The 25,451-nt window shown below is 71.4% G+C and carries 22 protein-coding genes; 10 read left to right on the forward strand and 12 right to left on the reverse strand.

Annotated features, from left to right (window positions below; translation table 11 throughout):
- Window positions 1-108: 108 nt before the first annotated feature.
- On the forward strand, window positions 109-1,002 hold the full coding sequence (locus PS467_RS37985; RefSeq protein WP_311039067.1) for a helix-turn-helix domain-containing protein: 894 nt from the start codon (window positions 109-111) through the stop codon (window positions 1,000-1,002).
- Here the strand turns inward: PS467_RS37985 and PS467_RS37990 are convergent.
- Complete coding sequence (locus PS467_RS37990) at window positions 972-2,885, reverse strand: sigma-54-dependent Fis family transcriptional regulator (RefSeq protein ID WP_311039068.1); 1,914 nt, start codon at window positions 2,883-2,885, stop codon at window positions 972-974. The two genes, PS467_RS37985 and PS467_RS37990, sit on opposite strands and share 31 nt — an antisense overlap.
- Before the next feature lie 246 nt (window positions 2,886-3,131).
- Here PS467_RS37990 and PS467_RS37995 point away from each other — a divergent pair, with 246 nt between their 5' ends.
- Together PS467_RS37995 and PS467_RS38000 are read left to right on the forward strand one after the other, a co-directional pair.
- A complete protein-coding gene (locus tag PS467_RS37995) occupies window positions 3,132-3,911 on the forward strand; it encodes an acetoin reductase (RefSeq protein ID WP_268976243.1) in 780 nt (259 codons plus the stop codon).
- A 256-nt stretch (window positions 3,912-4,167) separates the two neighbouring features.
- Complete coding sequence (locus tag PS467_RS38000) at window positions 4,168-4,785, forward strand: TetR/AcrR family transcriptional regulator (RefSeq protein ID WP_311039069.1); 618 nt, start codon at window positions 4,168-4,170, stop codon at window positions 4,783-4,785.
- Here the strand turns inward: PS467_RS38000 and PS467_RS38005 are convergent.
- Window positions 4,746-5,354: a DinB family protein gene (locus tag PS467_RS38005; RefSeq protein WP_311039070.1), complete on the reverse strand. Its 609-nt coding sequence runs from the start codon at window positions 5,352-5,354 to the stop codon at window positions 4,746-4,748. The two genes, PS467_RS38000 and PS467_RS38005, sit on opposite strands and share 40 nt — an antisense overlap.
- Before the next feature lie 26 nt (window positions 5,355-5,380).
- The gene (locus PS467_RS38010; RefSeq protein ID WP_311039071.1) at window positions 5,381-7,768 is read right to left on the reverse strand and encodes an ATP-binding cassette domain-containing protein; all 2,388 of its coding nucleotides are present in this window, start codon (window positions 7,766-7,768) and stop codon (window positions 5,381-5,383) included.
- Between the two features lie 199 nt (window positions 7,769-7,967).
- Between PS467_RS38010 and PS467_RS38015 the strand changes: the two genes are divergently transcribed.
- The gene (locus PS467_RS38015) at window positions 7,968-9,344 is read left to right on the forward strand and encodes an aspartate aminotransferase family protein (protein WP_311039072.1); all 1,377 of its coding nucleotides are present in this window, start codon (window positions 7,968-7,970) and stop codon (window positions 9,342-9,344) included.
- Between the two features lie 48 nt (window positions 9,345-9,392).
- On the opposite strand, the gene PS467_RS38020 is transcribed toward PS467_RS38015, so the two are convergent.
- Window positions 9,393-10,388, reverse strand: a complete 996-nt coding sequence (locus PS467_RS38020) for an LLM class flavin-dependent oxidoreductase (protein ID WP_311039073.1) — start codon at window positions 10,386-10,388, stop codon at window positions 9,393-9,395.
- Between the two features lie 168 nt (window positions 10,389-10,556).
- On the opposite strand from PS467_RS38020, the gene PS467_RS38025 reads away from it, so the two are divergent.
- Window positions 10,557-12,644, forward strand: coding sequence for a SpoIIE family protein phosphatase (locus PS467_RS38025; RefSeq protein WP_311039074.1), 2,088 nt, complete (start codon window positions 10,557-10,559; stop codon window positions 12,642-12,644).
- 42 nt (window positions 12,645-12,686) lie between these two features.
- Here the strand turns inward: PS467_RS38025 and PS467_RS38030 are convergent, their stop codons facing one another.
- A complete protein-coding gene (locus tag PS467_RS38030) occupies window positions 12,687-13,889 on the reverse strand; it encodes a polysaccharide lyase family 7 protein (RefSeq protein WP_311039075.1) in 1,203 nt (400 codons plus the stop codon).
- 166 nt (window positions 13,890-14,055) lie between these two features.
- On the opposite strand from PS467_RS38030, the gene PS467_RS38035 reads away from it, so the two are divergent.
- Together PS467_RS38035 and PS467_RS38040 are read left to right on the forward strand one after the other, a co-directional pair.
- Window positions 14,056-14,253, forward strand: a complete 198-nt coding sequence (locus PS467_RS38035) for a hypothetical protein (protein ID WP_311039076.1) — start codon at window positions 14,056-14,058, stop codon at window positions 14,251-14,253.
- A 167-nt stretch (window positions 14,254-14,420) separates the two neighbouring features.
- A complete protein-coding gene (locus PS467_RS38040) occupies window positions 14,421-16,322 on the forward strand; it encodes a serine/threonine-protein kinase (RefSeq protein ID WP_311039077.1) in 1,902 nt (633 codons plus the stop codon).
- Window positions 16,323-16,395: 73 nt separating this feature from the next.
- Here the strand turns inward: PS467_RS38040 and PS467_RS38045 are convergent, their stop codons facing one another.
- From PS467_RS38045 to PS467_RS38055, 3 genes are all read right to left on the reverse strand, one after another.
- Window positions 16,396-16,626: a DUF5133 domain-containing protein gene (locus tag PS467_RS38045; RefSeq protein ID WP_311039078.1), complete on the reverse strand. Its 231-nt coding sequence runs from the start codon at window positions 16,624-16,626 to the stop codon at window positions 16,396-16,398.
- Between the two features lie 87 nt (window positions 16,627-16,713).
- Window positions 16,714-17,535, reverse strand: a complete 822-nt coding sequence (locus tag PS467_RS38050) for a SigB/SigF/SigG family RNA polymerase sigma factor (protein WP_311039079.1) — start codon at window positions 17,533-17,535, stop codon at window positions 16,714-16,716.
- A 280-nt stretch (window positions 17,536-17,815) separates the two neighbouring features.
- Window positions 17,816-18,703, reverse strand: a complete 888-nt coding sequence (locus PS467_RS38055) for a LysR substrate-binding domain-containing protein (RefSeq protein ID WP_311039080.1) — start codon at window positions 18,701-18,703, stop codon at window positions 17,816-17,818.
- A gap of 83 nt (window positions 18,704-18,786) precedes the next feature.
- Between PS467_RS38055 and PS467_RS38060 the strand changes: the two genes are divergently transcribed.
- Genes PS467_RS38060 through PS467_RS38070 form a run of 3 tightly spaced genes read left to right on the forward strand, consistent with a single transcriptional unit; the run spans window position 18,787 to window position 21,340 of the window.
- Window positions 18,787-19,992, forward strand: coding sequence for a thiolase family protein (locus PS467_RS38060; RefSeq protein ID WP_311039081.1), 1,206 nt, complete (start codon window positions 18,787-18,789; stop codon window positions 19,990-19,992).
- Window positions 19,989-20,660 (forward strand): 3-oxoacid CoA-transferase subunit A, encoded by a 672-nt coding sequence (locus PS467_RS38065; protein ID WP_311039082.1) that lies wholly within the window; start codon window positions 19,989-19,991, stop codon window positions 20,658-20,660. The genes PS467_RS38060 and PS467_RS38065 overlap by 4 nt, the downstream gene beginning before the upstream one ends.
- Window positions 20,657-21,340 carry a 3-oxoacid CoA-transferase subunit B gene (locus PS467_RS38070; RefSeq protein ID WP_311039083.1) on the forward strand — a complete coding sequence of 228 codons (684 nt, stop codon included), beginning with the start codon at window positions 20,657-20,659 and terminating at the stop codon, window positions 21,338-21,340. The genes PS467_RS38065 and PS467_RS38070 overlap by 4 nt, the downstream gene beginning before the upstream one ends.
- Here the strand turns inward: PS467_RS38070 and PS467_RS38075 are convergent.
- The 4 genes from PS467_RS38075 to PS467_RS38090 are packed head-to-tail and all read right to left on the reverse strand — an operon-like array spanning window position 21,312 to window position 25,409.
- Complete coding sequence (locus PS467_RS38075; protein ID WP_311039084.1) at window positions 21,312-22,313, reverse strand: fumarylacetoacetate hydrolase family protein; 1,002 nt, start codon at window positions 22,311-22,313, stop codon at window positions 21,312-21,314. The genes PS467_RS38070 and PS467_RS38075 overlap by 29 nt on opposite strands.
- Before the next feature lie 26 nt (window positions 22,314-22,339).
- Window positions 22,340-23,278, reverse strand: coding sequence for a VOC family protein (locus PS467_RS38080; RefSeq protein ID WP_311039085.1), 939 nt, complete (start codon window positions 23,276-23,278; stop codon window positions 22,340-22,342).
- A complete protein-coding gene (locus PS467_RS38085) occupies window positions 23,275-24,282 on the reverse strand; it encodes an amidohydrolase family protein (RefSeq protein ID WP_311039086.1) in 1,008 nt (335 codons plus the stop codon). Before PS467_RS38085 ends, PS467_RS38080 begins: the two co-directional genes overlap by 4 nt.
- Complete coding sequence (locus PS467_RS38090; protein WP_311039087.1) at window positions 24,279-25,409, reverse strand: FAD-dependent oxidoreductase; 1,131 nt, start codon at window positions 25,407-25,409, stop codon at window positions 24,279-24,281. The genes PS467_RS38085 and PS467_RS38090 overlap by 4 nt, the downstream gene beginning before the upstream one ends.
- Window positions 25,410-25,451: the final 42 nt, after the last annotated feature.

Consider the following 25,451-nt stretch of genomic DNA (forward strand, 5'->3'; position numbering starts at 1 on the left):
CCTCGGGCGACCACGTTGCCGCCCGGGTCCTGACCGAGCGAGGGTCCCCGCGATCCTGGGGGTGACAGGACCAGGCACGCGCGCGGTCGCGCGGATTACAGTGCCCAGATGACCGACGAACCGAACCTGCTGGGCGATTACGTGCGCGCCCGCCGCGAGCTCGTCACCCCGGACCAGGCCGGCATCCCCGTCCTGGGGGTACGGCGCGTGCCGGGGCTGCGCCGGGAAGAGGTCGCGATGCTCGCCGGCATCAGCGCCGACTACTACCTGCGCCTGGAACAGGGCCGCGACCGCAACCCCTCGGTGCAGGTCCTGGAGTCGCTCGCCCGCGTGCTCCAGCTCGACGACGCCGCGACGGCACATCTGCTGCGCCTCGGCGCCGGCCGACCCCGACGGCGCCGGCGCCGCCCCCGCAAGGAGACCGTACCCGCCGGCATCGCCCAGCTCGTCGCCATGCTCCCGCTCCCCGCCTGGGTCGAGGGCCGCTACTTCGACGTCCTCGCCGCCAACGCCTTGGCGACCGCTCTGTCACCGCGCCTCGCGGTGGGGGCCAACCGGCTGCGGGACGTGTTCCTCGACCCCGCCGAGCAGGCCCTCTACCCGGACTGGGAGAACGCCATCGCGAGCATGGTCGCCAGCTTCCGCGAGTCCGTCGGCACCGATACGGACGACCCCCGGTTCATCGAGCTGGTCGGCGAGCTCTCGCTCGCCAGTCCCCACTTCAGCCGGCTCTGGGCCCGCCACGATGTACGGGTGTGTGAAGGCGCATCCATACGGGTCGACCACCCCCAGGTCGGTGGCCTTCGGCTGCACCGGGAGCGGCTGGGCATCGACGGTGCCCCGGGCCAGCGGCTCGTCGTCAACCACCCGGCCCCCGGCAGCGACGACGCCGACAAACTGGCACTCCTCGCCTCCGCCACGCGGACACCGGCTTCCCACCAGGAGGCGACGACGCGGCCGTCCGCGCCGGATCAGCGGTGTGCGGGCAGGGTGATGCCGTAAGCCCGCATCTTGCGGTAGATCGTGGTGCGTGAGATGCCGAGCCGCTGGGCCGCGAGCAGCTTGTTGCCGTCGGCCTCCAGCAGCGCCGCCACCAGGGTGTCGCGCTCCGCGGTCTCCCAGGCGCTCAGCGACCGGTGGCCGGCGGCGTGCAGGGACGGCGGCAGGTCGCGGGATTCGACGCGGTAGGTGCGGCGCCCCGCGGCGGCCTTGCGCAGCACGGACTCCAACTGGCGGACGTTCCCCGGCCAGTCCTGCCGGCGCAGCAGCGGCAGTACGTCGGGAGCGCACTCCACTCCCGCGTCGACGCGCCGCAGCAGGGTTTCGACCAGCGCCGGCAGATCGGCCAGACGGTGTCGCAGCGGCGGTATGGTGACCGCCTCCGCGAAGCAGCGCAGCAGAGCGTCCGGTTCCTCGGGAGTGTGGCCCAAGGTGGCCACGATCCACGTGCCCCGCGCCGCCGCGGCGGACAGCGCCTGGGCGACGGCCGGAGCCTGCGCGGTGGCCACGGCGTCGAGGTGGCGCAGCACCAGGGTCCGGCCGGGGCCGGCGGGCGCGGAGCCCAGTGCGTGCGGCAGGCCGCCCGGGAGGGGTGCGTCACCCGGACCGGTGGCCTCGTCCGCGTACCGGGAGTCCACGTGCTGCGGGTTCACGTACTGCGCGTCCGTGTACTGCGGGTTCGCGTACCGGGGGTCCGCGGCGTCGATGACCACCGGTGCCCAGGCCGCCCCGGCGAACGCGTGTGCCGCGCGGGCCAGAGCGGACTTCCCCGTGCCGGCCTCGCCGTAGATGAGCAGCGGCACCCGGTCACGGGCGCAGCGCGCCGCCGTGCGGGACACGGTGTTCCACGCGGGATCGGTTCCGGCCAGTCCGGGCAGCGGGCACGGCCTGGTGGGTCCGCTGCCCGGTCCGCCCTGCTTACCCGGTCCGCCGGGGGAGCGGCTCCCTGCCGTCCGGTGCGGTTCCTCCGCCGCCGGCGAGTCGTCGAAGGTCAGGTCCAGGAGATAGCCGGCCTTGCCGGCCGGGCCGTCCACCCGGCGGCAGCGCACCAGCACGGACTGGCCACCGGTCAGCTGCACCCTCCGGCGGGTGCGTGGGGCGTGGTCCAGCTCGGCCGCGGCCTCGTGCAGCAGCCGGTGGTCGTCGCCGGTCAGCCGTCCCGCCGCGGCGGAGTTGGCGAGCAGCAGATCCTGGCCGAGGCAGAGTACGGGCCGGCTGCCGTAGTGGGTCGCCTGCCGGAACGCCTCCAGCAGGGCGTGCTCACAGGTGGTGCCGAACTCGTACAGCATCCGCTCGACGTCGTCGGCGGCCTCCTGCGCCAGGGCGGCCATCAGCGAGCCCGCCGGGCCGTTCCAGCAGGTCAGGTTGATGGCGCCCTCGACCCGCCCGCTGATCGGATTGCGGATCGGGGAGGCCGCGCAGGAAACCTTCTGCAGGCGCTCGTTGAAGTGCTCGGTGCCCAGCACCACGGAGGAGCGGCGCTCCTCCAGTGCCATTCCGATGCCGTTCGTGCCGACGAACTGCTCCGCGTAGCTGAATCCGGGCGCCAGCTTCACCCGGTCCAGATGGGCGGACAGCCGCGCCTCCCCGACGCGGCGATCGCGCACCCAGCCCTTCCGGTCGGTGACGATGACACACACGTCGGAACCGGCCAGCGTCTGCTCCAGCCGGTCCAGCACGGGTGCCGCCGCACGGATCAGGCGGCTCTCCCGGTCGTAGTCCGGCTGGTAGGGAACGGTCACCTCGTCGATGCCGATCCCCAGGTGTTTGCAACGCTGCCAGGAGTCGCGGATCTTCTCGGGCACGACCGAAGCCGGTGGTTCCGCGCTCTGGAGGAAGTTCAGGCGTGCCCGTGCGATGTTCTGTTCCCGCGCTGTGATGTCCATGTGGCGAGGTGTCTCCGGGGGAGTGTTTCAGCCATATTACGAACGCCCGGCTTGAACGCAAGATCTCTCGCAACAACAGCGGAATCGACATGCGGGGCCCGCTCCGGCGGCAGCACACCCCCGTGTTCCACATTGAAAAAGTCGACGGCGCCGGTCGCCCCCACGCTGATGGACAAGGCGGACCGCAGAGGGACGCGGTCCGCTCCGCCCAAGCGGAATCGAGCGGAACAGACCGGAGGAGCGTTTATGACTTCCCGTATCGCCATCGTCACCGGAGCGGCCCGCGGTATCGGCCGGGGCATCGCGGAGCGGCTGGCGCAGGACGGCCTCGATGTCGCCGTCGCCGATCTGCCCGCCATGCGCGGGGAGCTGGACGAGGTGGTGGCCGCCATCGAGAAGCAGGGCCGCCGGGCCCTCGCCGTGGAGACGGACGTGACGAGCAAGGAGCAGACCGACGCGCTCGTACGGGACGTGGCGGACCACTTCGGCAAGCTCGACGTCTTCGTCGCCAACGCCGGCATCGCCCGTGTCACGCCCCTGCTGGAGACCGAACTCGAGGAGTTCGAGCAGGTCATGGCCGTGAACCTGCGCGGTGTCTTCCTCTCCTACCAGGCCGCCGCGCGGCAGATGATCGCCCAGGGCTCGGGTGGAAAGATCATCGGCGCCGCCTCGATCGTCGCCTACCGTCCCTTCGCGCTGCTCGGCCCGTACTCCGCCTCCAAGTGGGGCGTACGCGGTCTGACGCAGGCCGCCGCCATGGAGTGGGCGAAGCACGGCATCACCGTCAACGCCTACTGCCCCGGCATCGTCGGCACCGCCATGTGGGACCTGATCGACGAGAAGCTGGCGGAGGCGGAGGGCATCGCCAAGGGCCGGGCGATCAAGAAGCATGCGGAGGCGATCGCCCTCGGCCGGGTCGAGGAGCCCGCGGACGTGGCGTCCTTCGTCTCCTACCTGGCCTCGCCGGACTCCGACTACATGACCGGCCAGTCGGTGATGATCGACGGCGGTATCCAGTTCTCCTGATCCGCCTCCGGGCTTCGGCGCCGCTCGACAGCGCCCGCCGGCCGCGCGCCACCGCCCTCCTCGGCCCCGTGCCCGAGGAGGGCGGCGGCGCGACCGCGGAACGGGACGGTGACCAGCGTCGGACCGCGCTCTTCGAGGTGTCCGGGGCCGCGTGAAGGCGAGTGCGGCCGCCGCGGCGCGATACAATCCGGGCAAACGGAACGGCGTTCCGGCAGACGATACGGGGCACTGATCCGGTGAGCAAGGAGGAGCGCCCGTGAACGATGGTCCGACGACTGGACGACGGCCCCGGCAGGCTGTCCGCGCCGACGCGCAGCGCAGCATCGACGCCCTGCTCACCGCGGCCGCCGAGGTGTTCGCCGCCTCCGGTGTGGACGCCCCGGTGCGGCAGATCACCGCCAAGGCGGGAGTCGGCGCGGGCACCCTCTACCGGCACTTCCCGCAGCGCTCGGACCTCATCGCCGCCGTCTTCCGCCACGAAGTCGACGCCTGCGCCGACGCCGCCCCCTCCCTCACGGCCCAGTACGAACCCGTCGAAGCGCTCGTGCGATGGCTCCAGCGCTTCGCGGGCTTCATCGCCACCAAACGCGGACTCAGCGCCGCCCTGCACTCGGGGGACCCGGCCTACGACAGCCTGCCCTCCTACTTCCAGCAGCGCTTCAACCCCGTCCTCGGCGCACTCCTCGACGCCGCGGCGAAGACCGGTGAGATCCGCTCCGACGCCGACCCGGAGGAACTGCTGTACGCCGTCGCCGGCCTGACCCTGCCGGCCCAGGAAAGCGGCGGCGGCTACAACACCCAGCGCATGATCGCCCTGCTGGTCGACGGACTCCGCTACGGCGCCCGCACCGAGTCTTCCCGGCCGGCCTCCTGAGCCGCACGCTCCACCCGGCTTCGGTACTCTTCCCACCACGCCGAGTCGCCCGGCACCACGCTGTCGTTGCCCGCGCTCATCCCGACGGCACCGTCCATGAGCTCCCGGATGATGTCGGCGTGCCCGGCGTGCCGGTGCGTATCGGCGATCACCCGCACGACGGCATGATGCAACGTCACCTCGTTCCGGTGGCTCGGCCACCACGGCACCGTGCCGATCGTGTCCAGGGGCAGCGCGTCGATCGTGGCGTCCGCGTGCGCCCACGCCCGGCGGTAGAGCCCCAGGACGTCCTCGCGTGACTCGTCGGCGGTGGCCCACATGTCCGCGTTGGGCTCGGCACCGTCCTCCAGCCAGGGCAGCGGCTCGCCGGACGGCCGTCCGAAGGTGTCGCCGAGGTAGCCCAGCTCCACACTGGCCACGTGTTTCACCATGCCCAGGAGATTGGTGCCGGTCGGCGTGTGCGGGCGGCGGATGTCGTACTCCGAGAGTCCTTCGAGCTTCCACAGCAGGGCATCACGCGCGGACTGGAGGTAGAAGTGAAGGTCGGCCTTGGCATCGGGTGCGTTCATGGGGCCAGTCTGCCGGGGAATCGTGGTCAGGCGCCGACGTATGCGGCGAGATGGTGGCCGGTGAGGGTGGCCGGGGCGGTGACGAGGTCGGTGGGGGTGCCTTCGAAGACGACCCGGCCGCCGTCGTGGCCGGCGCCGGGGCCGAGGTCGATGATCCAGTCGGCGTGTGCCATGACCGCCTGGTGGTGCTCGACGACGATGACCGACTTGCCGGAGTCGACCAGCCGGTCGAGCAGGCCGAGCAACTGCTCCACGTCGGCGAGATGCAGGCCGGCGGTCGGCTCGTCGAGTACGTAGATACCGCCCTTCTCGGCCATGTGGGTGGCCAGCTTGAGCCGCTGCCGCTCGCCGCCGGACAGTGTGGTGAGCGGCTGGCCGAGGGTGAGGTAGCCGAGTCCGACGTCGGCGAGCCGGGCCAGGACGCGGTGCGCGGCGGGCGTACGCGCCTCGCCGGCGCCGAAGAACTCCTCGGCCTCGGCCACCGACATCGCCAGCACCTCGCTGATGTCGCGGCCGCCGAGGAGGTGGTCCAGCACCGATGCCTGGAACCGCCGCCCCTCGCACGCCTCACAGGTGGTGGCGACACCGGCCATCATCGCCAGGTCGGTGTAGAGGACACCGGCGCCGTTGCAGTCGGGGCAGGCGCCCTCGGAGTTGGCGCTGAACAGCGCCGGCTTCACCCCGTTGGCCTTCGCGAACGCCTTGCGGATCGGGTCGAGCAGTCCGGTGTAGGTGGCCGGATTGCTTCGTCGTGAGCCGCGGATCGGGCTCTGGTCGACCGCGACCACCCCCGCGTCGGCGGGGATCGACCCGTGCACGAGTGAGCTCTTGCCGGAGCCCGCGACGCCGGTGACCACGGTGAGCACCCCGAGCGGGATGTCGACGTCGACATCGCGCAGATTGTGCGCCTTCGCGCCGCGGATCCGCAGCGTGCCGGTGGGCGTCCGCACCGTCTCCTTGAGGGCGGCCCGGTCGTCCAGATGGCGCCCGGTGACGGTGCCGGCCGTCCGCAGCCCCTCGACGGTGCCCTCGAAGCAGACGGTGCCACCCCCGGTACCGGCGCCGGGGCCGAGGTCGACGACGTGATCGGCGATCGCGATCACCTCCGGCTTGTGCTCCACGACGAGCACCGTGTTGCCCTTGTCCCGCAGCCGCAGCAGCAGGTCGTTCATCCGCTGGATGTCATGGGGGTGCAGGCCGGTGGTGGGCTCGTCGAAGACATAGGTGACGTCGGTGAGCGCGGAGCCGAGGTGGCGGACCATCTTGACGCGCTGCGCCTCGCCGCCCGACAGCGTGCCCGACGGCCGGTCGAGCGAGAGATAGCCCAGACCGATCTCCACGAACGAGTCGAGGGTCTGTCGCAGCGTGGCGAGCAGCGGCGCCACCGACGGTGCGTCGAGGCCGCGGACCCATGCGGCCAGGTCCCTGATCTCCATCGCACAGGCGTCGGCGATGCTGATCCCCTCGATCTTCGACGAGCGGGCCCCCTCGCTGAGCCGGGTGCCGTCGCACTCGGGGCAGGTGGCGAAGGTGACCGCCCGCTCCACGAACGCCCGGATGTGCGGCTGCATCGCCTCCTTGTCCTTGGACAGGAACGACTTCTGGATGCGCGGGATCAGACCCTCGTAGGTCATGTTGATGCCCGCGATCTTCATCCGGGTCGCCTCGCGGTGCAGGAAGTCGTGCAGCTCCTTCGTGGTGTACGCGCTGATCGGCTTGTCCGGGTCGACGAGTCCCGACTCACTGTAGAGCCGGTGGTTCCAGCCGCCCGCCGTGTAGCCGGGGATGGTGAGCGCGCCCTCGTTGAGGGATTTCGAGGCGTCGTAGAGCTGGGTGAGGTCGATGTCGGAAACCGTGCCCCGGCCCTCGCAGCGTGTGCACATGCCGCCGGTGCGGTGGAAGGTCGCCTTCACCGCTTTCTTGGCGCCGCGCTCGACGGTGATCGCACCACTGGCCCGGACCGAGGGGACGTTGAAGGCGTACGCGCCGGGCGGGCCGATATACGGCTGCCCAAGGCGGCTGAAGAGGATGCGCAGCATCGCGTTGGCGTCGGTGGCGGTGCCGACCGTGGAGCGGGGGTCGGCCCCCATCCGCTGCTGGTCGACGGTGATCACGGTGGTCAGCCCGTCGAGGACGTCGACCTCGGGCCGCGCCAGGGTCGGCATGAAGCCCTGTACGAAGGTGCTGTAGGTCTCGTTGATCAGCCGCTGCGACTCCGCGGCGATGGTGTTGAACACCAGCGAGCTCTTGCCCGAGCCGGAGACACCGGTGAACACCGTCAGCCGGCGCTTCGGGATCTCGACGGTGACGTCCTTGAGGTTGTTCTCGCGCGCGCCGTGCACACGGATCAGGTCGTGGCCGTCGGCAACGTGCGGTGCGGGCGACCGCGTGTCCGTCCTCGTGGCTGTGCTCATCGTCTCCCCATCGGTCGGGCGGTACGTCTGGTTCTTCTGGTTTCCGCGTCGGCGTCGGCGATCAGACTAGACGTGGCGCGGTGTCCGGTGCTTCTCCATTCCTGATCGATCCGGTCACCCGTGGTCTGTGTTCGGCCGGACAGAGCGGTTCGATGTGTGTCATGGACGCGCCCGGTGATGCCTCCCTAACGTCGGTCACATGCTTCCCGAGACACCCGAGACACTCGACACACCCGGTACACCCGGTACACCCGGTACACCCGGTACACCCGGGACGGCCGGTGGCGCCCCGGAGCGCCACCTCATCCGCTACAGCGGCCGAGCCGCGTTCACGCCGGAGGTCATCGCCCGCGCCGCGGGCACATCGGTGTACACCGAGAGCGGTCGCGAACTGCTCGATTTCACCTCCGGTCAGATGAGCGCGATCCTCGGGCACTCGCACCCGGCGATCGTGGCGACGGTGCGCGAGCAGGTCGCCCTCCTCGACCACCTCCACAGCGGCATGCTCAGCCGCCCGGTCATCGAGCTCACGCGCCGGCTCGCCGAGACCGTGCCCGACCCGCTGGAGAAGGCGTTGCTCCTGACCACCGGGGCGGAGGCGAACGAGGCCGCGGTGCGGATGGCGAAACTCGTCACCGGTCGCCATGAGATCGTCTCGTTCGCCCGGTCCTGGCACGGCATGACCCAGGCCGCCGCGAACGCCACCTACAGCGCTGGGCGCAAGGGCTACGGACCCGCCGCGCCGGGCCACTTCGCGCTGCCGGTTCCGGACCGCTTCCATCCCGACGTCGTCGACGCCGATGGCTCGCTCGACTGGCGCCGCCAACTCGACCTGGGCTTCGACCTGATCGACGCCCAGTCGGTCGGCAGTCTCGCCGCATGCCTGGTCGAACCGATCCTCAGCTCCGGCGGCATCATCGAACTCCCGCCGGGCTATCTGGCCGCCCTGGCGCGGAAGTGCCGGGAACGGGACATGCTGTTGATCCTCGACGAGGCCCAGACCGGACTGTGCCGCACCGGCGACTGGTACGCCTTCCAGCACGACGGCGTCGTCCCGGACATCCTCACGCTGTCCAAGACGCTCGGCGCGGGGCTGCCCCTGGCCGCGGTGCTGACCAGCCCGGAGATCGAGCAGCGGGCGTACGACCGGGGCTTCTTGTTCTTCACCACCCATGTCAACGACCCGTTGCCGGCCGCCGTCGGCAACACCGTCCTCGATGTGCTGGTCCGCGACCGCCTCGATCAGCGTGCGCGCCGGCTCGGCACGACACTGCGCGGTCGGCTCGATGAGCTCGCCACCCGCCACGACATCGTCGGGGACGTCCGGGGCCGCGGGCTGCTGCTGGGCGTGGAACTGGTCGGCGACCAGGCTCTGGGCGCCGGTGGCGCCGACCGTTTGGGCGCTGCCGTCACCCGGCGCTGCTTCGAGCTGGGGCTGCACATGAACATCGTCCAGTTGCCCGGTATGGGAGGCACCTTCCGGATCGCGCCCCCGCTGACCGCGAGCGACGACGAGATCGCCCGCGGTGTCGCCATCCTCGACGAAGCGCTCACCGACGCCGTGCGGGACCTTTGAAGCGACGCCGCGTTCGGGGTCCGGATGACAGAGGTCATGCGGACCCCGTCAGCGCCGCGGCGCCTTCGACGGCGGTGCGGCATGGTGGGCGACGAGTTCGTACGAGCGCACCCGGTCGGCCACCGCGTAGACGGGTGTGACCAGCATCAGTTCGTCCGCGCCGGTCGCGTCGGCCACGTCCGCAAGGCGCCGTACGACGGTCTCGGGTGTGCCGTACGCCTGGTGGGCCCCGAAAGCCGCCAGCGCCCGCCGCTCTTCCGGGGTGAACGGGTGCGCCGACGCCTGTGCGGGCGAGGGGAACGGGACCTCGCTGTGCCCCTTGAGGAGCCCGGCCTTGACGACGTTCATCGGACCGGCCAGCCGTATCGCTTCCTCCTGAGTCTCGGCGCACACGGTCTCCACGCACACCAGGACGCGGGGGCGTGCGCACCAGGGGGAGGGCGAGAAGTGCGCACGGTAATGGTCCAGCGCGGACAGGGTGTTGTCGGGGCGGATGTGATGGGCGAAGGCGATCGGCAGACCCAGTCGCGCGGCGAGCGCGGCACCGGCGGTACTGGAGGAGAGCAGCCACGGCTCCGGGAGCGGACCGAGCGCCACCTCCTCGACCAGGAACCGCAGCGTCGCCGCCACGTCGTCCCGGTACTCGTCGTCCGTCGTCGGGCCGGCGCCGCGCCGCAGCGCTCGGGCGGTGGACTCGTCGAAGGTGCCGGGACCACGGCCGATGCCCAGATCGATCCGGTCGGGATGCAGCGCGGCGAGGGTGCCGAACTGCTCCGCCAGCATGATGGGGGCGTGGTTGGGGGCGAGCACGCCTCCGGAGCCGAGCCGGATGTGCGAGGTCGACGCGGCCGCGTGGGCGGTCAGGACGACGGGTGGGAACGCGCCGATGGCGGGGGAGTGGTGGTGTTCGGCGTACCAGAGCCGCCGGTAGCCGAGGGCGTCCAGACGCCGGGCGAAGGTGGCGGTGTCGCGTAAGGTGTCCACGACCTGTGTGCCGGTCTGGACCATGGCGACTTCCAGCGCGGAGAGCGGCAGCTCGATCATGCGGTCAGCATAGGGAGGAGCGGTCGCCTCGGGCAGCTGGTCGCTCGGCGACCGCCGGTCGGATGTCCCAGGGGCACCCTGGCGGCCTGCGGAAACGTACGTCGGGATCTCCGCCCGACTAAAATTCGGAGCAGGGCGGCAGGTTGAGCTCAGCCATGTGGAGGTCCCATGGATACCTGTCCGGATGGGGACCGTGACCTTCGTCCGTACGAGCTGGCGGTCGCGCGGGCGCTGCTGGGCGCGCGCAGCTGGGGCATGGTGATCACCGATCTGAGCTTGCGGGTTCTGCGCTCACACATGGCGTCGACCATGTTCGGCGACCGCGCTGTGCCCTGCGGGAGCCCGGTGCAGGAGTTCTTCCCGGCCCAGGACACGGCCGAGGTGGAACGCCACCTGCGGTGCGTGGCCGAGGAGGGCCGGGAGCTGGCGGACTGGCGGGTGCCCTCGCCGATGCCGGCGGCCGCGGGACGGCCCCGGATCATCGCGCTGAACGCCCTCCGGCTGGAGGACGAGCAAGGGCAGCCGGTGGGGCTGGTGGTCTTCCTGTCCGACGCCTCCGAACGGTGGTACGCCCGTCACCGTCTGGAGCTGTTGCACCGGGCGGCGAACCGGATCGGCGGCTCGCTGGACGTCTCGCGGACCGCTCAGGACCTGGCGGATCTCCTGGCGCCCTCGATGGGCGATCTGTGTGCGGTCTTCCTGGCCCAGTCGGTCCTCGTCGGCGAGGTGCCGCCCGGGGTCGCGGGGCTGGAACGCAACCCGTTGCTGTGCGCGGCGGTGAGCCCGCGGGACGCCTGGCCGGAGACGATGATCCCGCCGGGCGCACGGCTGCCGACGCTGCCCGGACTTCCGGAGGTCCTGATGGTCATGCGCCAGGGGGACGCGCGCATCCTCGACCGGCAGGAGCACGACCGCCTCTTCGCGGACCATCCCGCCCTGAGGGATGCCCTGATCGCGCCGACGGAGCGGGCGCAGCTGTCGACCGCCCTGTTCGCCCGTGGCAAGGCGCTGGGGAGCGTGTCTCTCTGGCGCACCGAGATGGAGTACCCGTTCGACGCGGAGGATGCCCGGCTCCTGCGGGAAATCGCCTCGCGGGCGGCGCTGAGCGTGGACAACGCCCGTCGGTTCACCCGTGAGCACCGCGCCGCGGTCACGTTGCAGTACAGTCTGCTGCCCCTCCAGTCCACGCGGGTCACCGGGGCGCGTACCTCCGGTGTCTACCTCCCCGCCAGCGGCGGTACCAGCCCCGGCGGTGACTGGTTCGACGTGATCCCCCTGTCGTCCATGCGTATCGCCCTGGTCACCGGGGACGCCGCCGGTCACGGTGTGCAGGCCGCCACCATGATGGGCAGGCTGCGTGCCGCGGTGCGCACGCTGGCCAACCTCGACCTGCCGCCCGACGAGCTGCTCATCAACCTCGACGACCTGGTCCAGCAGGTCGCCGCGGAAGCCACCGACACCACGCACGCCGCGGACGGCGTCGGCGCGAGCTGTCTGTACGCCATCTACGACCCCGTGGCCGGGCGGTGCGCGATGGCCAGCGCGGGGCACCCCTCGCCCGCCGTGGCACGGCCGGGCGGGCAGGTCGAGTTCCTCGATCTCGACCCCGGCCCCCCGCTGGGCGTGGGTGGCCATCCGTTCGAGGTCACCGAGGTCGAGATCGAGCCCGGCAGTGTTCTGGCCTTCTACACCGACGGCCTGGTGGAACAGGGCGGCGGCGATGCCGGAGCCGGTAGGGAGCGGTTGCGGACGGCACTCGTCCAGGCCTGCGGGAGCTCGGCCTTCGACGTGGACAAGGAGTGCCGCCGGATCGTCGCCGAGCTGACACCGGCGGCGGCCGACGACGACGCGACCCTGTTGCTCGCCCACACCCATGCGATACCCGCCGACCGCACCGCCTGCTGGGAGTTCCCGGCGGATCCCGAGACGGTCACCCGGGCCCGCGCGCTGACCGTGCGGCAGCTGCACGATTGGGGGCTGGCGGAGCTGGCGTTCAGCACCGAGCTGGTCGTCAGCGAACTGATCACCAACGCCATCCGCTACGCGGGCGGCCCCATCCAGCTGGGCCTCATCCGCGACCGTGTCCTGACCTGCGAGGTCTCCGACGCCGGCACCAACCAGCCGCATCTGCGCCGGGCAGGGCTCCTGGACGAGGGAGGCCGCGGAATGTTTCTCGTCGCCCAGCTCACCACCCGATGGGGGAGCCGCTACCGCGTCGACGGAAAGACGATCTGGACAGAGCAGTCCCTGGCGTGACCAGTCGAACTCGTCGGATAGCGGCAGCGGGGTGCCCCAGCCCTACCGTTCGGCGGCCTGCGTCGGGTCGGACGACTCCTGGTCGCCGTGGGTGACGCTCAGCCCGTAGATCGTGACCTCGCCGTAGTTGCCGTCGTCGCACGGTGCGGAGTTGTCGCAGTTGGCCTGCGTGTACGCGCCTGCCTTGAAGTAGCCGCCGGAGAAGCTCTTCGACAGCGTGGTCTGCAGTACGCCGTTGTAGTAGGCCCTGATCTTCTTGTCGCTGACCACGAACTTCGCCTGGAACCTGGTGCCGAGTTCGTAGTCGTCCGTCACCAGCTTGTGGTGACTGTCGTCGCCGTCGGTGATGTAGAGCTTGCTGCCTTCCAGGCGGAACACCGAGACATCGTCGTCGGCGTCGTGGATCTGTCCGGCCACGACGTGGGGCTTGTCCTCGGGCAGCGCCGTGATGGCCTGGTCGATCACCATCGTGTGCTCGCCCGACGTCGACGACCAACTGGCCTGCGTCCGGCCCGAGTCCGTCATCTCCCGCAGCTCGGAGCGGGGGTAGCTGGAGCCGCTGGTGGTGACCCCGTTGACAGCGGCACGGAACCGCACCGCGTCGCAGTCCGGCGTCGCGGTGAACCACGGGTCGTTCGCGTACGTGGCGAGTTCGGGTTGCTTGACGTTGGTCGGCTTCTCGGCCTCGCCGATGGGCAGCCCGACATACCAATTGGTCAGATCCAGCACCTCGGCCGGGTAGTCACAGCCGCCGTCGCCGTTTCCGCTGTCGGGTCCGTTGACGGTGGTTTCGGTGATGCTGGTCCAGTCGTTGGAGGTGTTGCCGTGGCCGACGATGCGCAGATATCGGGCGGAGGCGTCGGTGAAGTCGTAGTTCTGTGGCTGCTGGGTGGTGCCGCTGCTGGTCTTTCGTCGCAGGGCGGTGGTCCATGACGATCCGTCGTCGGACAGCTGGACGTCGAAGGTGGTCTTTCTGGTGTCGCCCTTGTGCCAGGCGATGGACACCGAGCCGATGGTCTGGCGCGATCCGAGGTCGTAGCGGATCCACACCCCGTCGCCTTCGGCGGACCAGCGGGTGTCCAGGTCGTTGTCGAGCGTGTTGGCGGGGACGTTTCCGTCGTCCTCGCTGGCCGAGACTCCCGTGACGGCCACCGGGGACCCCGCCGCCGAGGCCACCGGGTGGTACGCCCCCGAGACCCCGAGGGCCAGCACTCCCCCTAAGAGCGCACGATGTATTCGTCTCATCAGACCTCACTTCGGTTGCGAAAGAACGCCCTGCCGGCTGTGCGGCGCCAGGTTGTCACGGGCGTGGCGGGACCCGTCCCGTGGACGGCGGCGCACCATGGGGACGGCCCACGCCCGAGCCGCGGCAGGCACAGGGGGAGATCAGGACTGGTCCGGTGTCGACGGTGTGACGACGGGAGGCTCCAGCTACCCGCGCGCCGAGCTGCGGGAGATGACCGACGGCGGGGAGGAGGAGGCCGACTGGTCGACCACCGAGGGCACCCACACCCTCGTGGTCACCGAGGCGTGCCGGCGGCATCACGGTGCCGGGCCTGCCCGTCGCGGGCGGCCCGGCACCGCCGCGAACGCCGCGCAATCTCCATAAAGGTGAAGATTTCCGGAGTGGTGTGTGAATTCCCTTCTCAACGGCCAGGTCCGGCCGGTCCCCGGGCGCGTGCCGGGCCCGGTGCCGCCCTCGGAAGCGCCGTAACCGGTGTGGGGCGCTCCCCGTACGCAGTAAGTTCGGTCCGCGTGCCTGGTAACAGCAGGGGTTTGATCTCAGGCGAGGGGGGTGCCGTCGTGCGGCGGGGGGAGAAAGTGGGCAAGTACCGGCTCACCAGGGGGCCCGTCGAGGGGGGAAGAGGCGCGGTCTGGTTCGCCGTCGACACGGAGCTGGGCAGACCGGTCGTGCTCAAACGTGCCCTGCTCGAGGACAACAGCACGGCCGACTTCGACGAGCTGCTGGCCGAAGCGCGCGCGCTGGCGAAGTTCAGCCACCCGCACGTGGTCACCCTCTACGACGCCGTCCGCGCGGGCAAGGGCAGGAAGGCCACGTTCTGGCTGGTGATGGAGCATGTCACGGGCGGGAGCCTGGACGTCCCGGTGAAGCTGGCCCCGGAACTCGCGGCGCACATCGGCGCGCAGATCGCGGGCGCGTTATCGGCCCTGCACGCCAAGGGCATCGTGCACTGCGACGTCAAGCCCGGCAATATCGTGATCACCCACGACAGAGTGGCCAAGCTGGCCGACTTCGGCGCCGCGTACCGGGTGGACGGCAGCGAGACCATCACGCCCAACGGGCCGATCAGCCTCACCCCGTTCTACGCCGCCCCCGAGGCGTTCCGGGGAGCACCCGAACGAGCGTCTGATGTGTTCTCCCTCGGCGCCACCCTCTACTCGCTGGTGACGGGGACGCCGCCACTGCGCGGCGCCGGACGCGTGATCCGGATGGAGGCCATGAGCCCCCTGGTCGGACCGCTCAGAGGGGTGCTCACCGCGATGCTCCAGCGTGACCCCGGGGCCCGGCCCACCGCCAAAGAGGCGCGCGACGCCCTCGTGGAGATCGCGGGATCGCCGGACCGGTTCCCGCCCCTCCCGCTGACCTCGGCGACCACCCCCTATACGGCCACCGTCGCGGCCGGCGAGGACCCGGTGGGAGGGCGGCGGCTGAGCCGGACGGCGAGCCTCGTCCGGCGCCGCCCGCTGCTGACGGCCGGTGCCGCCGCCGTCACGGCGCTGGCCGTCGCCGTCCCGTTGGCCGTGATGAGGCTGGGCGACGAAGCCGGGGACGACCAGGCCGCCCCGTCACCGCCCACGCCGACCAGCACCGACTTCATCGGCGACCCGCGGACGGCCGATCCCTGCGCCTTGCTGAACGCCGGCCTGTTCGACCGGTACGAGCAAGCCCAACTGGTCCGGGACTACGGCAACTTCAACCGATGCGACATCGCCCTGAAGGAGCGCGGTGAGGAGGTCGTCGACGTCAGGGTGGAACTCGACGCCGACTCCCTGCCGGAGGGCGTGACGAGGAGGACCACGGGCCGGGTCACCGTCGTGCGGCGCGCCGCCGAGCACGACGAGTGCGAGCGCGCCCTGGCGGTGACCGGCGCCCGCGACAACAGCCTCCGGGTCACCGCGGCCGCGCGCCGGCCGGCCGAGGTCAAGGAGCCGCTGTGCGACACCGCCGACGTCGCCACGGGACGCGCGGTCACGGTGCTCAACCGCGGTGCGATCCCCCGGCGCTCCCCGGGCTTCGCGCCCGATTCACTGGCGCACCAGGACGCGTGCACCTTGCTCGACGTCAAGGCGCTGGAGAAGGTGCCCGGTGTCGACGCCCGGGAGCCGGACGTGGGATACGGCCGCTGGCAATGCCAGTGGAAGAGCACCACCAGCGATGTCGAGGTGGATCTGCGCTTCGACCAGGGCGGTCTGCCGAACGACAAGGACGCCCGGTCGACCAGGCTCAGCGGTCACCAGGCCATCGTCCTGCCGGCGAACGAGGGCCCGGGGACCTGCCGTGTCGAGGTGGTCCACCGTGAGTACACCGGTGTGGACCGGGTGACGGGGACCGAGCGGGTGGCCGTCGTCATCAAGGGGGCGGGCGCCAAGGGCCGGTCCTGCGAGCTGGCCACCGACCTCGCCGGGTCGGCCGCCGCCGCCCTGCCGCCGGTCTGACGGCCGGCCTCATCCGCTTCCCGCGCCGGGTGCGTGCCCCGGCCGACGGCCGGGGCACGCGGCGGCGGCTGTCTCAGGCGTCGAGGACCAGGGAGTCGTCCTCGGTGCGGGCGCCGGGGAGCCGGTGCCGGGCGGCGATCAGGGCGGCGTCCACATCGCGGGTGCCGGTGACGACGCACAGCATGTAGGCGACATCGGCAAGCCGCTGCCGCGCCTCCGGGCCACCGTCCGCGGCGTCCAGGGCGCGCAGGGTCTCGTAACTGCGGATGAGGTCGGTCAGCACCGCGGGATGGGCCATGAGCATGGCAAGCTCCCCTTCTTCGTCAGGTGGCGTGGTACGTGAAGTGGCGTCGCATGTGCTGTGGCGGCGGTGTCGCCGCCCGCACGGGGGTCAGGCGGGGACCGGGACCTGCTCGGTCTGCGGCTCGGCCTCGACCTGGTCGCGGATCGTGCGGCAGCTGCGGGAGATGAGGCGGGAGACGTGCATCTGGGAGATGCCCAGTTCCTCGGCGATACTGGATTGGGTCATATCGCGGAAGAAGCGCAGATACAGGATGTGCTGCTCCCGCTCCGGCAGCCGGTGCAGGCAGGGCTTGACCGCTTCGCGGGCGATGACCGTCTCGTAGCGGGCCTCGGGCCGGCCGAGGGTGTCGGCCAGGGAGTAGCCGTCGTCCGCGCCGGCGAGCTCGGCGTCCAGGGACAGGGAACGGAAGCTGTCGATGGCCTCCATGCCGGTGAGCACGTCCTCCTCGCTCATGCCGGCGGCTTCGGCGACCTGCGCCACGGTGGGGGAGTGGCCGGCGCCTTCCGCCGTGGCCAGTTCCTTGATGGTGACGCGGACCTTGTTGCGCAGCTCCTGCACCCGCCGGGGAACGTGCAGGTCCCAGGCGCAGTCGCGGAAGTGCCGCTTGAGCTCCCCGACGATGGTGGGAATGGCGTACGGCTGGAACGCGCCGCCGCGCCGCGGGTCGTAGCGGTCGACGGCCTTGACCAGGCCCAGGGCGGCGACCTGCTCCAGGTCCTCCAGGTTCTCCCCGCGGTTGCGGTAGCGGCGGGCCAGGCGGTGGGCCATCGGCAGCCATGCTTCGACCAGCTTCTCGGCCAGAGCCTCCCGCTCGGGTCCGTCAGGCATGGCGGCCAGCCGCTCGAAGTCGGCCGCGGTGTCAGGGGAGTCGTCGTGACGGCGGCGGGCGTCTGCGCGCGTGGCGCTCATCGAGGGTCCTCTCCTCCCTGCTCGTCGTGTAAGCGGAGCGGGAGGCCGGCACGGCGCGTCTGGGGCCCGCAGCGCGTGGCGCGCGGCTCCCGCCTGGTGTGCCTGCTTTCCGAAGCACCTCGGTCAGCCATCCTTCTAACCGGGCTCACCGGCCTCAAACCCGCACGGTTCCCGCTCCTGGCAATCCCGTCCCGGCGGGTTTGCGGGAGCGTGTGCCCGGTAAGACGGGCCGTACCGGCAGGTTGAGCCAACAGCCTCCGGTGCCATGAGGAGACCTGCCTCAGCCGCGCACGCACTCTTCGATCACGGAGGCGACCTGCTCGGTCGCCGGCGAGTTGCGCTGTGCCCGGCGGGCCAGGGCGAGATCGACCAACTCCGTTTCGGCGAGGGGCATGTAGATCACACCGTCGAGCCGCAGGCTCTGCACCGACTGCGGCACCAGTGCCACGCCGTGCCCGGCGGCGACGAAGACGACCAGCGTGGCCGTCTCGCCGACCTCGACGAGCGAGGCGGGCTGGAAGCCGGCCCGGCCGCACGCGGACAGGACGCGGTCGTACATGGAGGACCGGGGCTGTGCGGGGTGGATGACGAACGGCTCGTCGGCCAGGTCCCCCAGCGAGACGTGCCGGCCCGTGGCCAGCGGATGGCCGGCCGGCAGGACGGCCACCAGCCGCTCGGAGCGCAGCGGTGTGAGGTGCAGCCCCTCGATGCTCGCGGTGCCGGAGCGGAACACCGCCAGATCGTAGGAGCCGGTGAGCAGACCGTCGACGAGCTGCGGGGTGAGGAGCTCGCCGTGCAGGTCCAGTGTGATGTCGGGCAGCCGCGCCCGTACGGCTCGGGCGACGTGGGGGAGCACGTCGTAGGTGGCGGTGCCGATGAAGCCGACCGAGACCCGGCCCGCGCGGCCGGTGGCCAGCTCCGCCATATGGGTGCGCGCACGCTCGGCCTCGGCCACCAGGGCGCGCGCGTACCCGGTCAGGTGCCGGCCGGCCTCGGTGAGCTCGACCTGCCGGGTGGACCGGTGGAACAGGGCGGTGCCCAGCTCCCGCTCCAGATGCTTGATCTGTTGCGAGAGAGCCGGCTGCGCGACGTGCAGGCGTGCCGCCGCCCGGCCGAAGTGGCACTCCTCGGCGAGTGCGAGGAAGTAGCGGACCTGGCGAAGTTCCATACCCGCATTCTATAAGAGTCGCTTATCAATCAAGGTCGACTAGGTCTTGGACGTGATGGAGCGGGCGACTCTACCGTGGGAGCGTGACCGACAGTTACGTCTACGCAGCGGCAAGAACACCCTTCGGACGGTTCTCGGGCGCCCTCGCCGGCGTCCGGCCCGACGACCTCGCGGCCCTGGCCATCAGCGGGACCCTGGCCAAGGTACCGGGGCTCGATCCGGGAGAGATCGGCGACGTCGTCTGGGGAAACGCCAACGGCGCCGGCGAGGACAACCGCAACGTCGGCCGGATGGCCGTGCTCCTGGCCGGACTGCCCACCTCGGTACCCGCCACGACCGTCAACCGGCTGTGCGGATCCTCCCTGGACGCGGCGATCATCGCGTCCCGCACCATCGAGACCGGCGACGCCGACATCGTGCTCACCGGCGGTGTGGAATCGATGACCCGGGCCCCCTGGGTCCTGCCCAAGCCCACCCGTGCCTTCCCCGCCGGGGATGTGACCGCCGTCTCCACCACGCTCGGCTGGCGGCTGGTCAACGAGCGCATGCCCAAGGAGTGGACGGTCTCCCTGGGCGAGGCCAATGAGCAGCTGGCCGACCGGTTCGGGATACCCCGGGAGCGCCAGGACGAGTTCGCGGCCCGCTCCCACAACCTCGCCGACGACGCCTGGAACGCCGGTTTCTACGACGACCTCGTGGTGCCGGTGGAGGTGGACGGCAAGGGCGGCACCCTCGACCGGGACGAGGGCATCCGGCCCGGATCGACTCCCCAGAAGCTGGCCGAACTCAAGCCGGTGTTCCGCCCCGACGGGGTGATCACGGCGGGCAACGCCTCACCGCTGAGCGACGGCGCTTCGGCCGTGCTGCTCGGCTCGGGGGCGGCCGCGGAGCGCATCGGGGCCGATCCGCTGGCCCGTATCGCGGGCCGCGGGGTGTCCGCGCTGGATCCGCAGATGTTCGGCTTCGCCCCCGTGGAGGCGGCGAACCGGGCGCTGAGGAGCGCGGGCATCTCCTGGGCCGATGTCCAGGCGGTGGAGCTCAACGAGGCGTTCGCCGTGCAGTCACTGGCCTGTGTGGACGCCTGGAAGATCGACCCGGAGACGGTGAACGCCAAGGGCGGTGCCATCGCGCTCGGCCATCCGCTGGGCGCGTCCGGCGGCAGGATCCTGGGCACGCTGGCCCACCGGCTTCGGGAGTCCGGCGGGCGGTGGGGCGTCGCGGCCATCTGCATCGGCGTGGGCCAGGCCCTCGCCGTCGTCCTCGAGAACGTCACGGAGAAGAGCCGATGACCACACAGCTGTGTGCCAACGCCGACGAGGCGGTGGCCGGGATCGAGGACGGCTCGACGGTGCTCGTCGGCGGCTTCGGGATGGCCGGGATGCCGGTCGACCTGATCGACGCGCTCATCCGTCAGGGAGCCAAGGACCTGACCGTCGTGTCCAACAACGCCGGCAACGGCGACACCGGGCTCGCCGCGCTGCTGGCGAAGGGACGGGTCCGCAAGGTGATCTGCTCCTTCCCCCGCCAGTCCGACTCCTGGGTCTTCGACGACCTGTACCGGTCCGGCAGGATCGAACTGGAAGTGGTGCCGCAGGGCAACCTCGCGGAGCGGATGCGGGCGGCCGGCGCCGGTATCGGAGCCTTCTTCTGCCCCACCGGCGTCGGCACGCTGCTGGCCGAGGGCAAGGAGACGCGCGAGATCGACGGCCGCACCTATGTGCTGGAGTACCCGATCAAGGGCGATGTGGCGCTGATCGGCGCCCAGCGGGCCGACCGCATGGGCAACCTCGTCTACCGCAAGACCGCGCGCAACTTCGGCCCGGTCATGGCCACCGCCGCGACCACCGTGATCGCGCAGGTCCGCGAGATCGTCGAGACCGGCACGATCGATCCCGAGACCGTCGTGACCCCGGGCATCTATGTCGACCGCGTGGTGAAGGAGGCGAAGACCGCATGAACCCGACCAGCCGGCCCGCGGACACCGAGCGTGGTCCTCTGGGCAAGCACGACATCGCCGCCCTCGTGGCACGCGACATCCCCCAGGGGGCGTTCGTCAACCTGGGCATCGGTCAGCCGACACTCGTCGCCGACCATCTGCCGGCCGACTCCGGTGTGGTGCTCCACACCGAGAACGGCATGCTCAACATGGGGCCCGCCGCCAAGGGCGACGAGATCGACCCCGACCTCATCAACGCGGGCAAGATCCCGGTGACCGAACTGCCCGGAGCGGCCTACTTCCACCACGCCGACTCCTTCGCCATGATGCGCGGCGGCCACCTCGACGTCTGCGTACTGGGCGCCTTCCAGGTGTCCGCCGGCGGGGACCTGGCCAACTGGCACACCGGCGCACCCGACGCCATCCCCGCCGTCGGCGGGGCCATGGACCTGGCGGTCGGGGCCAAGAAGGTCTACGTGATGATGACGCTGTTCACCAAGACCGGCGAGCCGAAGCTGGTGCCTGCGTGCACCTACCCGCTGACCGGACTCGGCTGCGTCGACCGCGTCTACACCGACCTCGCGGTATTCGAGATCACCTCGCGGGGCGTCACCGTGCTGGAGACCTTCGGCACCACCTTCGAAGAGCTCGCGGACCGGCTGGAGGTACCGCTCATCCGCGCCCAGGTGCCCGTGGAGTAGGCCGGGGCCGCTCCCGCGAGCGGCGCCGGCCGGTCGGCAGGGGCACGGGTTCGGGGCCGGGCACGACGGTGTTGGTGAGACTGCCGATGCCCTCGACGGTCAGGGTGACGGTGTCCCCGGGTTTCAGGGGCGGCGGGGTCCGTTCGCCGCGTACGCCCCACAGCTCGGCGAGGCAGCCGCCGTTGCCGCAGGTGCCGGAGCCGAGCACATCGCCGGGGACGACGCGGGTGCCGCGCGAGGCGTAGGCGGCCATCTCCTCGAAGGTCCAGCTCATATGGGACAGCAGATCCTCGCCGATGACCTCGCCGTTGACCTCCGCGGTCAGTGCCAGCCGCAGGAAGCCGTCGGCGTCCCGGTGGGCGTCCAGTTCGTCGGCGGTGACCAGCCAGGGGCCGAGGGTGGTGGCGGTGTCCTTGCCCTTGCAGGGGCCGAGCCCGACCGTCATCTCGGCGGACTGGAGGTCGCGGGCGGACCAGTCGTTGCAGACGGTGTAGCCGACGATGTGGTCACGGGCCCGCTCGGGCGTGAGGTCGCGCCCCTCGCGGCCGATGACGGCGGCCACTTCGAGTTCGAAGTCGAGGACGGCCGACCCGGGCGGTACGGGAATGCCGTCGCCGGGTCCGTAGACGGCGTGCGGGTTGCTGAAGTAGAAGGTGGGCGCCGCGTACCACTGCCCGGGGACGCCGGCGGCGCCGTCCACCGAGCGCCGTACGCCCTCGACATGCTCCTCGAAGGTGACGAAGTCCCGCACGGAGCGGGGCTGGAGCGGCGGCAGGAGGCGCACCTGGGACACCCGCGGCCCGGCGGGGGCCTCCAGGGCGGCGGTGCCGAGGTCGAGGAGGGCCGGAAGTCCGCCCCCGGCGGCGATGATCTGGGTGAGCGAACGGGCGCCGGGCACCGGGTACAGGGTGCCGTTCCGGTCCACGACGGCGGCCCGGGTCTGACGCTGGTGTGCGTAGGTGACGAAGCGCATGAGGGGCTCCTGGCAGCGGGGAGGGATCAGACCGGTGGGGCGATGAAGCAGCCTCGGTCGGGGTCGTTGAAGGACTCCTTGGCGATGAGTTCGTTCATCGGATTGGCCGTGCCCCACTGGTCGGTGACCTCGGGCCGGGAGAAGTCGTACACGTGGGGGTGCCAGGTGTCCTCGTCGAGGCATTCCAGCTCGGTGGTGTACTCCACGGTGTTGCCGTGCGGGTCGAGGAAGTAGGTGAACGTGTTGTCGCCGGCCAGGTGCCGGCCCGGACCCCAGACCTTCTTGAAGCCCGCGCGGATGACCCGGCCGGAGCCGCGCAGGTACTCGTCCAGGCCGCGCATTTCGAAGGAGATGTGGTGCAGGGCGGTGTGCGGGCCCTGCGCGATGGCCATCGAGTGGTGCTGGCTGGAGATCCGCATGAAGTGCATGACCTCGCCCAGGTGCGGCGAGCTGAGCGTGTCGGAGAGCCGGAAGCCGAGGTGGCGCTCGTACCACTGGCGGGTGCGGTTCAGATCGGGCGAGTTCAGCACCACGTGGGACAGCTTGACCGGGATCGACTCCCGCTCCTCGATCTTCCGGTGCCGCCGTACCCCGACGTCGGCGGAGACCTCGATGGTGCGGCCGTCCACGTCGAAGAAGCGGAAGCCGTAGCCGCCGCCGGGGGTGTCGGCCTCGCCCGGCCGGCTGATCAGCCGTACGCCCTGGGCGAGCAGCCGTTCGGCCAGCGTATCGACGTCCTCGCGCGAGGCGGCGCCGTACGACACCAGGTCCAGGCGCTTCTCCTCGGCCTTGCGCAGCCGCACCACATAACTCTCCGGCGAGCCTTCGGCGGCCAGGAAGGCGATGCCGGAGTCCTCGGCGACCTTGGTCAGGCCCCACACCCCGGCGTAGAAGTCGAGCTGCTTGTCGTAGTCGGGCACGGCCAGGTCGACGTGCCTCAGATGGGTGAGCGGACGTGCGCTCATGGTGTCGGTCCTTCCGTCAGGAGGGTGGTGGCGTTGCCGCCCCGTACGGCGTCGAAGTCGGCCTCGGGCAGCCGGGCGGCGCGCAGGGCGCCGACCGGGTCCTCGGTGCCCATGTCGAAGGGGAAGTCCGAGCCGAGCAGCACGCGGTCGGCCCCGGCCGCGCGCAGCAACTCCCGCAGCACATGCGGGTCGTGGACGAGGGAGTCGAAGTAGAGGCGCCCGAGGTAGCTGCTGGGCGGATGGGCACAGCCCGCGCCCGCGTCGGAGCGGGCGGACCAGGCGTGGTCCGAGCGGCCGATGTGGGTGGGCAGATAGCCGCCGCCGTGCGCGGCGATCAGCTTCAGGCCGGGGTGCCGGTCCAGGACCCCGGAGAAGATCAGGTGGGAGAGGGCGACGGCGTTCTCGGTGGGCTGGCCGACGGTGTTGGACAGGTACCACCGGTCGAGGCGCTCGTCGAGGGTGCAGCCGAAGGGGTGCAGGAAGACGATCGCGCCGGTCCGCTCGGCCCGTGTCCACAGCGGCTCGTAGGCCGGGTCGGACAGGTCGCGGCCGGGCGCGTGGCTGGAGATCTCCACGCCCAGCAGGCCCTGCCCCAGGGCGTGGTCGAGGGCCGGTCCGCACAGGTCCGGGTGGTGGAGGGGGACCAGGCCCAGCCCGCGCAGCCGGTCGGGCGCGGTCGCACAGTGCGCGGCGGTGGCCTCGTTGGCGAGTCGGTACAGCTTCTCGGCCGTCACCTCGTCGGTCCAGTAGTGGTAGTGCGACGGGGAGGGGCTCACCAGTTGGACGTCCACGCCCTGGGCGTCCATCGTGGCCAGACGTACGGCCGGATCGGTGAGCCTGGGGAGGCGTTTCCGTACCATCGGGCCGCTGACGGCGAGGGCGGCCGGGCCGTTGCGGCGGGCGTCCAGGGCCCTGGCCTCGGCGAGGCCGTCCAGGCCGGCCACCAGGGCCTCGACCTCGGGGAGCAGGACGTGCGCGTGCACATCGACGGTCGGCACGGTCACGGCAGCTCCTTGAGCAGGGTCATGGTGCGGTTCATCAATCCGGTGACGTCGGCGTCGCGGACGCCGTCGAGCTGCCACTGGCCGATCCGCACCGACGCCTCCACCACGGCCCGCACCCGCGGGATCCGCCGCTCGTAGTACGCCTGGAGCAGCGCGTCGTCCCAGTCGTCGGCGCCGGTCAGCAGCTGCGCCAGCACCCACGCGTCCTCCAGCGAGAGGGCCGCGCCCTGCGCCAGGGTCGGCGGGCAGCAGTGTGCCGCGTCGCCCACCAGGACCACGCGGCCGCGGTGCCAGGAGCCCTCGACCACCATGCGGTCGAACCATGTGTAGTTGACCTGGGCCGGGTCGGTGATGTGCGGGGTGATCTCGCTCCAGTGGCCGCCGTAGCGCTGGGCGAGCCGGCGCATCTCGTCGGCGTACGACTTGGGCGGGATGGCCGCGCGGTCGCGGTTGGCCTCGACGACGTAGGCGTACAGGGTGGTGTCACTGGTGGGGCAGTAGCCGGCGATGAAGGCGGGGCCGCCGTAGCACAGGTCGGTGCGGACCACGCCGGCCGGGCGAGGTGCGGCGACGCGCCAGATGGCCATCCCGGTGGGCTCGGGCCTGTCGGTGACGCCGATCGCGGCGCGGGTGGCCGAGCCCAGCCCGTCGGCGGCCACCACGAGGCCGTAGCGGCCCTCGGCGCCGTCGTCGAACCGCACGCGCACGCCGTCGCCGTCCTGGGCGAAGGTCTCGGCCCGGGTGCCCAGGCGCACGGTCGCGCCGCTCGCCCGGACGGCGTCGCTCAGGATGCGCTGCAACCGCGGGCGCCGCATGCCGACCGTGGCGGGCAGGTCGTCACCGCCCGTACGCAGGTCGCGCGCGACATGCAGGACGGTGCCGTCCGGGGCGGTGATGCCGACCGAGCCGAAGCCGAAGCCGGACTCCCGCACCCGTTCCCAGACGCCGAGTTCCCGCAGCACGCGCAGGGCGTTGCCCTGGAGGGTGATACCGGACCCGGCGGTGGCGTTCCAGTCGTCCTTGGCCTCGATCAGGTCCACGGTCAGACCGGCCCGGCGCAGCAGGATCGTCGCGGCGCAGCCGGCCGCGCCGCCGCCGACCACCAGGACCGTGCGGAGGGTGCTCATGGAGGGAACTCCTTCGTGCCGCCGATCACGTGACGGCGAGGG

This window comes from Streptomyces luomodiensis, assembly GCF_031679605.1.
GTDB lineage: Bacteria > Actinomycetota > Actinomycetes > Streptomycetales > Streptomycetaceae > Streptomyces > Streptomyces luomodiensis.

What these genes read in the sequence shown, in the direction of transcription:
- PS467_RS37985 (WP_311039067.1), top strand. Translation starts at nt 109, where the DNA reads ATGACCGACGAACCGAACCTGCTGGGCGATTACGTGCGCGCCCGCCGC.
- PS467_RS37990 (WP_311039068.1), bottom strand. Translation starts at nt 2,885, where the DNA reads ATGGACATCACAGCGCGGGAACAGAACATCGCACGGGCACGCCTGAAC.
- PS467_RS37995 (WP_268976243.1), top strand. Translation starts at nt 3,132, where the DNA reads ATGACTTCCCGTATCGCCATCGTCACCGGAGCGGCCCGCGGTATCGGC.
- PS467_RS38005 (WP_311039070.1), bottom strand. Translation starts at nt 5,354, where the DNA reads ATGAACGCACCCGATGCCAAGGCCGACCTTCACTTCTACCTCCAGTCC.
- PS467_RS38010 (WP_311039071.1), bottom strand. Translation starts at nt 7,768, where the DNA reads ATGAGCACAGCCACGAGGACGGACACGCGGTCGCCCGCACCGCACGTT.
- PS467_RS38015 (WP_311039072.1), top strand. Translation starts at nt 7,968, where the DNA reads ATGCTTCCCGAGACACCCGAGACACTCGACACACCCGGTACACCCGGT.
- PS467_RS38020 (WP_311039073.1), bottom strand. Translation starts at nt 10,388, where the DNA reads ATGATCGAGCTGCCGCTCTCCGCGCTGGAAGTCGCCATGGTCCAGACC.
- PS467_RS38025 (WP_311039074.1), top strand. Translation starts at nt 10,557, where the DNA reads ATGGATACCTGTCCGGATGGGGACCGTGACCTTCGTCCGTACGAGCTG.
- PS467_RS38030 (WP_311039075.1), bottom strand. Translation starts at nt 13,889, where the DNA reads ATGAGACGAATACATCGTGCGCTCTTAGGGGGAGTGCTGGCCCTCGGG.
- PS467_RS38045 (WP_311039078.1), bottom strand. Translation starts at nt 16,626, where the DNA reads ATGCTCATGGCCCATCCCGCGGTGCTGACCGACCTCATCCGCAGTTAC.
- PS467_RS38050 (WP_311039079.1), bottom strand. Translation starts at nt 17,535, where the DNA reads ATGAGCGCCACGCGCGCAGACGCCCGCCGCCGTCACGACGACTCCCCT.
- PS467_RS38055 (WP_311039080.1), bottom strand. Translation starts at nt 18,703, where the DNA reads ATGGAACTTCGCCAGGTCCGCTACTTCCTCGCACTCGCCGAGGAGTGC.
- PS467_RS38065 (WP_311039082.1), top strand. Translation starts at nt 19,989, where the DNA reads ATGACCACACAGCTGTGTGCCAACGCCGACGAGGCGGTGGCCGGGATC.
- PS467_RS38070 (WP_311039083.1), top strand. Translation starts at nt 20,657, where the DNA reads ATGAACCCGACCAGCCGGCCCGCGGACACCGAGCGTGGTCCTCTGGGC.
- PS467_RS38075 (WP_311039084.1), bottom strand. Translation starts at nt 22,313, where the DNA reads ATGCGCTTCGTCACCTACGCACACCAGCGTCAGACCCGGGCCGCCGTC.
- PS467_RS38080 (WP_311039085.1), bottom strand. Translation starts at nt 23,278, where the DNA reads ATGAGCGCACGTCCGCTCACCCATCTGAGGCACGTCGACCTGGCCGTG.
- PS467_RS38090 (WP_311039087.1), bottom strand. Translation starts at nt 25,409, where the DNA reads ATGAGCACCCTCCGCACGGTCCTGGTGGTCGGCGGCGGCGCGGCCGGC.